The sequence below is a fragment of the Nocardia macrotermitis genome, from assembly GCF_009604405.1.
Classification (GTDB): Bacteria; Actinomycetota; Actinomycetes; order Mycobacteriales; family Mycobacteriaceae; genus Nocardia; species Nocardia macrotermitis.
The window spans coordinates 1-7847 of record NZ_WEGK01000038.1; the positions used below are offsets into that span (position 1 = coordinate 1).

Genomic DNA, 7847 nt, shown 5'->3' on the forward strand with positions numbered 1-7847 from the left:
ACGACCGACCAGGCCGAATTCCGCCGCCGCTTCGGCGCGGAACTGTTCGAGGGCTACGGTTCGAGCGAGGGCTCGGGCATGGTCGCCCTGGATCCGCACACACCGCCCGGCGCGCTCGGCCGCCCCGACACTCCACGCGAAAAACCGGACTCTTCCCCACGCTCGGACCCACGTGATCCGTCGCGTCCGGAGTCGCGTGATCCGTCGCGTCCGGAGTCGCGTGATCCGTCGCGTCCGGAGTCGCGTGATCCGTCGCGACCGGAATCGCGTGATCCCTCGCACCCCGAGTCGCGTGATCCTTCACGTCCCGAGTCGCGCGACCCCTCACGACCTGAGTCGCGCGACCCCTCACGTCCGGAATCGCGCGACCCTTCCCGCCCCGAATCCGACAAGCCCGAACCATCCAAACCGCGTTCCGAGGAAAACCCCCGGCAGCCGGAAAAGCTCCCCACCGAATCCGAGCGCCCGCCCGAACGCCCGGAACGCGAACCGACCCGGGACCACCCTAACAACGAGGACCGCCCGAAGAACACATCCGAATCCGAACGCACGGCTGCCCGCTCCCGCGACCCGCGTGCGGACACTCCGCGCACGTCGGAACCCGGAAATCCGCGCGATGCCGCCCGCCCCGGCACGGATACGATGAGCCCCGAGCGCCCGTACCGCCCGGAGTCCCCTCGCCCCGGCGCGGAGGAACCGCGGCGATACACGACCCCGGACGATCGTGCCCCGGAGTCTGCACCACCACGTCGGCCGGACTCGGCCACACCCAACCCCGGGCCGTCGTATCGTCCCGCCGCACCGCATCACCCGGGCGGCCAAGCACCGGCGGCTCCCCGTCCCTATGGCGATCCGAATCGTCCGCCCGCCGGACATCCCCACCCGAATGCTCCGCATCCCGGTGCACCCGTTCACAATGAATCACTTCCTCCGCATGAAGCGACTTATATACGTGACGGATATCGACGCTTCGACACGAACGAGGCCGGAGGGTACTACGGCGAGAACAGTCTGGGACATGTCTATGACAACCTGCCTGAATATCAGCAGAGAGAGGTGCATCGCTACACCCAGAACTCGTATCCCAATACCTTCTTGCGAACTCGCGAGAATATGGGAAAGCATTTCGAACGCCTGCAGAAAGACACCGCCGCCTATCATGCGCTGACCTCGCTGAATCACGGTCGAATGCCCACCACTCGGCGTGAACTGCTGCGGATGCTGGTGGACGAGAATGCCACACCTGAGCAGCGAATGCTGACGATGCGTACGTTGTTCAGTGCGGTCGGCAGCAAATCGCGTCTCCAGGAGATCTTCCACAACGCCGGGGAGAACCATTTCCTGCACGACTATTTCGGTGAACGGCCGACCGTCGAATTGTTCAATCGCCAGATCGGCGAGATGGATGCAGCACTCGCGCATCAGTTGCCCGAACCGGTGCAGGCGGTACGTGGACTGCACGACATCAGCTTCATGACCGCTGGTGACGGCAAGCCGCTCGGAAACCGGGATCCGATTTGTCTCATCGGTGGTTCGCAGCTCGAGCGTGGTTATCTGTCCTTGTCTCTGGGTGCCGATCCGACCACGGTCGACCACAACCCATTCCGGTATCGAATGAAATTCGATCTGCCGGAGGGAACCCACGGTGTATGGCTGGGGCAGCGGAGCGCATTCCCGAATCAGCGGGAACTGCTGCTGGCCCGTGAAACCTCGTACCAAATTACGGGTGTCAGCGTTGTCAACGTCGGTGGCCATGCCGTATACGAGATACACGCACAGGTCGTACCGCACGCGATGTCACACAACGACGCCGGTGCACAATTCGGAGCCGCGACTCGTCCTGCCGAATCGGCGGCATACGCACCGATGCGGGCGGAGAATCCCGCCGCGCGAAGACCCGAGTACGGCACGGTGCCCGATTCTGCCGCCGGAAATGGTCGATCGGCACCGCCGAACCCGTATACCGGCCCCGGGCGTCACGAAACACCTTCTCCCGGTTCGCATTCCGCCGCAGCCAATCCCCGTGGGCCGCAACCGTTGCGCACGGAGCCGATGCGCACGGAGCCGATGCGCACGGAGCCGATGCGCACGGAGCCGATGCGCACGGAGCCGATGCGCACGGAGCCGATGCGTACCGAGCGGGTCCGTACGGACCCGATGCGCACGGAGCCGGTACGGCCGGAGCGCGTGGGTACCTCCTCCGCTACCCCCGATGCAGCTGGTCTGCGCGCGGAATCTGCGGCCGGATACCCGGAAAGAAGTCGCCCCGAACCTGCGGCCAGGGCCGAAGCTCCCACCCAGCCGACCATCCGTCCCGAAGCTGTACGTCCCGAAGTTGCTCGTCCTGAGGCGGTTCGTCCCGAAGCCGCGCGTCCCGATGCTGTTCGTCCCGAGACCACGCAACCGATTCGGCCCGAAGCGAATTCGCCGATCGATTCGGCCACCAGACCGTCGGAAACGCAGTCCCCACGCCACGAGGCCATAGCAGCGGAACGCGGCGGCCCGACCGAGGTGACTTCTCCGAACACCGCAGAGCCGGTGCGGAACGACTCCGCGCGCCCGAACGCTGATACGCCTCGGTCGGTACTGAGCGAACCGATGAAGCCGCCGCCGCGTGCCGAACTCCCCGGACGTCCCGCGGCCGCCCCCGGTCGCGTGGGCGAGGGAACACCGCCACGGGCTCCGGTCGATGAACCGGCAGCTCGCCCGCCGTCGAATCCTCGCCTCGATGAGAAGCCCCCGGCGTGGCTGTACGCGGACAGGGATCGGAATTCACCCGGACCGGAGGATCAGCCTCGCACCGCCTCGAATACCGAGGAGAAACCACAGCACGCAGAACCTCGTCGCGACGCCGAGGACCGGCCTCGTGAGTCCGACGAGGACCGGTCGCAGGACGCCGATGCGGACAGGCCGCGAGACGCCGATGACGACAAGCCCCAGGACGTCGTCGAGGAATCGCCCAGGGACGCAACCGAACCCGAGTACGAGGAACACGTCGACCCTGCCGAGCGTCTCACCGACGCGCAGCGAGACGCGGTGTTCCGCTACACGGATCCGGACGCGAACGTCTACGAGGATCTGAACCATCGGATGCGCAACGGCGTCGAGTTGGACCCCGAACAGCGTCGGATCGCCCAGGACATCTCGGAGGGACTGCGCAATCTTCCTCGCCACGAGGGCACGGTCTGGCGTGGTGCCCAGCTGACCGAGGAGCAGATCGCTCGTTACGTCCCGGGTACCACGATCACCGAGCCCGCCATGACGAGCACCACGCGAGATCGCGGGATGATGATTCCCGGCAACGTGGAATTCATCATCCACTCCGAGACCGGTCGCGATATCAGTGCCCTGTCGGCGCGTCCGAACGAACTCGAGGTCCTGAACGGCGGCGGGACCGAGTACGAGGTGCGCGGTGTCGTCCGCGACAAGGGCAATGATCTTTTCGGAAATACCAAAACTCGTATCTACCTGTACGAGAAGCCTGTGGAATCGGGATCGCACGAGACACCCCGGACGCACGAGGGCGATTCCGTGCCCGACGCCACACCGGACGATGCCGGACTCGCACACGAGCTGGCACCTGCCGAGGCGCCGTCCGTCATGCACGGGACGGATCGGACGGCCATCGGCGACGATCCCGAAGCCCGCCGCGTGTTCGGCAACCTCCGCAACGAGGGCGAACACGATGTCATCGTGCACGGAAACCGTTTCGGCAGACCGGTTCCCGGCAACGAGCACGAGTCGAATCCGCAGCACATCGTCGATGCCATCCGCGACAATCCCAATTATGTCGAGGGCACCCCGGTCCGCCTGATCGCCTGCTTCGCCGGAAACGAGATCGGCTGGGCCCAGCACGTGGCCGACGAACTCGGCGTCCCCGTCCGGGCCCCCTCGGACAGTGTCGGCGTCAATCAGGAACCGAATTCGCCCGCGGAGGTCCACGGCGGCGGTGAATGGAAAGTCTTCCATCCGACCGAACGCCTCGGTGGGGCCGATGAGTCGATGCGACATGCGGCCGATGCGACACCCGATTCGTCTTCGCCACATCGGGATTCGGTACCGAGATCGCCCGCGGAGGATGTGCGGGATCGTGCCACACCCGGAACCGGTGACGAACACACCCAGCGCGACCGAGATCCGGACACCTCGACGCCGGATCGTTCGGCGAGCCCGGAGCAGGACAGTTCGCTCGCCCGTCCCGAGGACCCGCGTGAGCCCCGCACGCCCGACGACGAGCAGACCCCACACCATGACACATCCGAGGAGACGCTCCCGGAACGCGTGTCCGAGCACGATCGCGACCAGCTCGAGCACTCCGACGACCCGGTTCCACACGAGAACGAACCAGCACCGCACGATGAGCCTCGGGAGGCGACGCCCGAACATCCGGCCGCCGACGAGCACGATGCCTCGCACGCCGCCGATGAGCGGACCCCCCGCGAAACCGAGCCCGAGCGGACCACAGCCGCATATTCCGATCAGTCCGAGGCCGCTGCCGTAGATCGTTCGGCGAGTCCTGAGTCCGACATGATGTCCGGTCCTTCGAAGGAAGGACGAGATCCGTCGCGCACTTCGGATGACGGTACGGTGCCGGTTCGTTCGACTGAGTCGCCTCTGCGCCGTGTGGAGGAACCGACCTCGAACCCTGGTGAACAGGAACGAGAGCACCCTGAACCCGCAACCGCAGCCCCTCACGATCGGCCCGAACCAGAGTTGACACCGATAGAGCAGGCCGCGAAAGACGCCTGTGATCGGTTACCACAAGCCGAACGTGATGCGCTGGAAGCTTACGCCGGAAGTGCGTATAACGAAATCAACCGTCATTTGCGGCACGGTGAGGAGATGGGTTGGGTTTCCCCGGAAACTATCGATCTTATCCGTAGTGGTCTCGAGAAGCTGCCGAATCACGTCGGCACGGTCAAAAGGTCGATTATGCTCTCGCCGGAGGAAATGGAGAAATTCTGGTACAACAATCGGGTTGGTAATATTGTCGAAGACCCTGGATTCGTGTCGACTTCGAAGACCAGGTTCAAATGGAATCCGAATGTGAAGCTGACCATCAAATCGGCTACTGGTAAGGATATTTCATTTGTGCGACCTCCGGGTATGCGCGGTGAACAGGAGGTGCTTATTCCGGATGGTCGGCAGTTCCGTGTGTTGGACCGGCAGATGAGTCCCGATGGAGTGCTGGAGGTCACCTGGCAGGAAATCGCCGAGACGTCGCAGGCGACAGCTGGCAACGATTCGGACCTGGCTGTGGCAGTGCGTGATCTGGAGTCGGATATTCCTTTCCCGAGTGAAGCGATCGTCGACGAAGGGGTGCCCTTCTCTATCGAATCCCGGGAATCGACTGTACCGGCCGAAGGTGTGCCGCCGGACACGCCCTCGGTTTTCGTTCATCCTGATGTTTACATTCCGAAAATGCGCAACGCCATAACGGAACTTGTATCTGCGCTATGGGATCCGGCTCGAGCATCCGAACTCCCCGATCTGCGAAGCGGTTACGCCCGAGTGCTTACGGAGGCGGGCTTGTATGACCAGGACACGGCAATGGCCGCCTGGCAACAACTGTCCGCTTATGATCCCGAACTCGGGAAATACATCGCAGAGAATCACGCCGCCTTGCTTCCGTCGTCGGATGGGTCCGTGGATGGCAGGGGGCGCAGTGTCGAAAGCTGACTATGCTGAAAGCTGGTACCCGTCACGTTGTCGGCGCCCGGTGCCGACCTGTTGAAAGGAAGACTGCGGATGAGTAGCTCAGACAAGGCGCCCGAGGGGTGGGACCCCGAGGTGTTCGCGCGAATCCGGGCAGAGTCGGATGCTGAGCAAGCCGCCCGGTCGCCCGAGGAGCGAGAGGAACTCGCCAAATACAAGTGGGACTATCTCGATAGTCTCGACGACTCGGATAATTATGCTCCTGACAGCCTTCGGGACAAGATGCGCGATGTCCCCGGATTCGATGACAATATGAATCCCTTTCCTCTCACCCGAGAGCCTGAAGACGGCTTGTGAAGCGTATTCGACAAGTCGGACCCGGAAGGATTAAGAGGGAGATATGCCGAAGGTGAAGCCGGTGGGGATCTATCGTGAGATGTATCCGACGTCGCGGCCGGAGTTGCCGGTGCTGGCGGAGTCGTATACGAAGCGGGTGATCGCCGATCGATCGAATGTTGTCGAGTACCTGCGGGAGGGGCGGCCGATCTACGATATCCTGGAGGATATGGTCGATCTGGTGGGCCGTCGCGAGTGGATTCGTAGCGCTCGGTCGCTGCGGTCGGATGGTGTGTGGGTGTGGCGCGTCGACTCGATCTTCTACCTGGAGCGCTATTCGCTCGAAATTCCGGACGAGTTCCTCGAACACGCTCGGCAGCGGGACTATCGGCCCGATCAGGAAATTGACTTTTCGGATCAGCTGTTCAAATCTTCGTACCGAGAGTACATCTGAGTTTCGTATCGGTGGTCATGGCACCGTGAACTGAAGGATTGATGATGACAGAGCAACCGCCGTGGCAGTCCGGCGATTCCGCGGAGCAGCGGAAGATCGATGAGCAGATCGCTGCGAAGATGGGTATCTCGCTGGAGCGGCTGTATGAGATCGATCGGCAGGTTGCCGCCGACGTCGAAGCTCGCGACGCGATCCCGCAGGATCAGCGGACCGTGAGCGGTAATCCGAAGTTCAGCAAGGGATTCGGGCCGGTTACGCCGGAGAACTCGCTCCAGCCCGGTGAGATCGGTGCGTATTACGACGCGGTCGATTCGGAACCGGATGCGACTGCGGAAGGGAACGAATTCCCGGAGGTCGGGAGGGAATGGCCGCCCAGGAGTCCGCGTACTGGTTATGAGCCGTGGACCAGATTTCCGGTTTTCTATTATCCGGTGACTCGGCGGGACAAGTTGCTGGGGTATCTGTATGCGTCGGTGAGTTGGGATACGGCGGGGTTTCTGCGCAACCTTCCCTCCTGGCGGCATTTCAACCCGTTTTCGGATCCGTCGGGCGATGCCAGTGAGGTGTGGGAGGATCGGCTGGACGCTTGTTATGCGAAGGGGATGTCGGCGCAGGACGCGGTGCGGAGTTGGGTTGGGGTGGCCGAGGATTCGAAGGCGGGCGGGATTGCGGCCGATGTCGTTGAAGGGCATTCGGAGACGTTGGAGGGATTGAATCAGTCGTTGAATCCGGGTGGGCCGGAGGTGCCGAATCCGTGGATTCAGAATGGGATGTACCCGGATGGGACTCCGGTGGATCGTTCCGAAGGCTGGGGTGATCTCGTCAGTGCGCCGGTCGTGCGATATCCGGAGGAGACCAAGGGGCGAGTGGCTTTCTATCCGGTGACGAAAGAGGGCGGCGTATTGGGTTGGGTGTGGGCCGCCATGGACGGCGACGCCGCGGACTACATTCCCTTCCGCCAGTCCGGGTGGTACGGATTCGGCGCCGGTGGGTTGTGGATCCAGCGCCTGAGCGAAGCGTTCAACCGCGGCGACACCCCGCTGGAAGCATTGGAATACTGCCGAACCTTCCCGGAAGACAATATGTCCGGCCTAATCGAACCCGACGCCCCTATCGGCGAATTCGACAATCTGCAACAGATGCGCGACTGGGCCGACCAATGAGCCTTCGATAATCCCCGCGCTACCGGATCGGATTGCTGCGGGGCGCGGCGGATCACCGGCGCGATCGGCCTGCCAGTCGCCAGGCGGTGATGACCAGGATCAGGATGACGGCCAGGCCGCCGACTATGAGGGTGGTGCGGAGGGGCGGACCGAGACCGTGATCACCGCGACGCCCGCGAGCTTCCGATTTTCCGACGGGCGTATCGATTTTCCTCGGTTGCTGCGAGAATTCGCCGCAT

The 7847-nt window shown here is 63.3% G+C and carries 6 protein-coding genes and 1 pseudogene; 5 read left to right on the forward strand and 2 right to left on the reverse strand.

From position 1 onward, the window contains the following. Positions 1-1401: 1401 nt before the first annotated feature. Positions 1402-1722 (forward strand): annotated as a pseudogene (locus tag NRB20_RS39745) (ADP-ribosyltransferase); the annotation flags it as partial. Positions 1723-2772: 1050 nt separating this feature from the next. Here NRB20_RS39745 and NRB20_RS38790 read toward each other — a convergent pair. After that, a complete protein-coding gene (locus NRB20_RS38790) occupies positions 2773-3087 on the reverse strand; it encodes a hypothetical protein (RefSeq protein ID WP_227834242.1) in 315 nt (104 codons plus the stop codon). Between the two features lie 3 nt (positions 3088-3090). On the opposite strand from NRB20_RS38790, the gene NRB20_RS38795 reads away from it, so the two are divergent. From NRB20_RS38795 to NRB20_RS37285, 4 genes are all read left to right on the forward strand, one after another. Then, entirely contained in the window at positions 3091-5679 is a 2589-nt protein-coding gene (locus tag NRB20_RS38795; protein WP_227834241.1) for an ADP-ribosyltransferase, read from the forward strand. A 69-nt stretch (positions 5680-5748) separates the two neighbouring features. Next, the gene (locus tag NRB20_RS37275) at positions 5749-6012 is read left to right on the forward strand and encodes a hypothetical protein (RefSeq protein WP_153416144.1); all 264 of its coding nucleotides are present in this window, start codon (positions 5749-5751) and stop codon (positions 6010-6012) included. Positions 6013-6073: 61 nt separating this feature from the next. Next, positions 6074-6445, forward strand: a complete 372-nt coding sequence (locus NRB20_RS37280; RefSeq protein ID WP_153416145.1) for a hypothetical protein — start codon at positions 6074-6076, stop codon at positions 6443-6445. A 44-nt stretch (positions 6446-6489) separates the two neighbouring features. Continuing rightward, positions 6490-7608, forward strand: coding sequence for a hypothetical protein (locus tag NRB20_RS37285; protein WP_153416146.1), 1119 nt, complete (start codon positions 6490-6492; stop codon positions 7606-7608). 52 nt (positions 7609-7660) lie between these two features. Here NRB20_RS37285 and NRB20_RS38800 read toward each other — a convergent pair. After that, a partial coding sequence (locus NRB20_RS38800; protein ID WP_227834240.1) for a hypothetical protein occupies positions 7661-7847 on the reverse strand: 187 nt, incomplete at its 5' end.

Bases quoted from the DNA above. Each gene is read 5' to 3' on its own strand.
- NRB20_RS38790 (WP_227834242.1), bottom strand. From the start codon at position 3,087: ATGGTTCAGATCCTCGTAGACGTTCGCGTCCGGATCCGTGTAGCGGAA.
- NRB20_RS38795 (WP_227834241.1), top strand. From the start codon at position 3,091: ATGCGCAACGGCGTCGAGTTGGACCCCGAACAGCGTCGGATCGCCCAG.
- NRB20_RS37275 (WP_153416144.1), top strand. From the start codon at position 5,749: ATGAGTAGCTCAGACAAGGCGCCCGAGGGGTGGGACCCCGAGGTGTTC.
- NRB20_RS37285 (WP_153416146.1), top strand. From the start codon at position 6,490: ATGACAGAGCAACCGCCGTGGCAGTCCGGCGATTCCGCGGAGCAGCGG.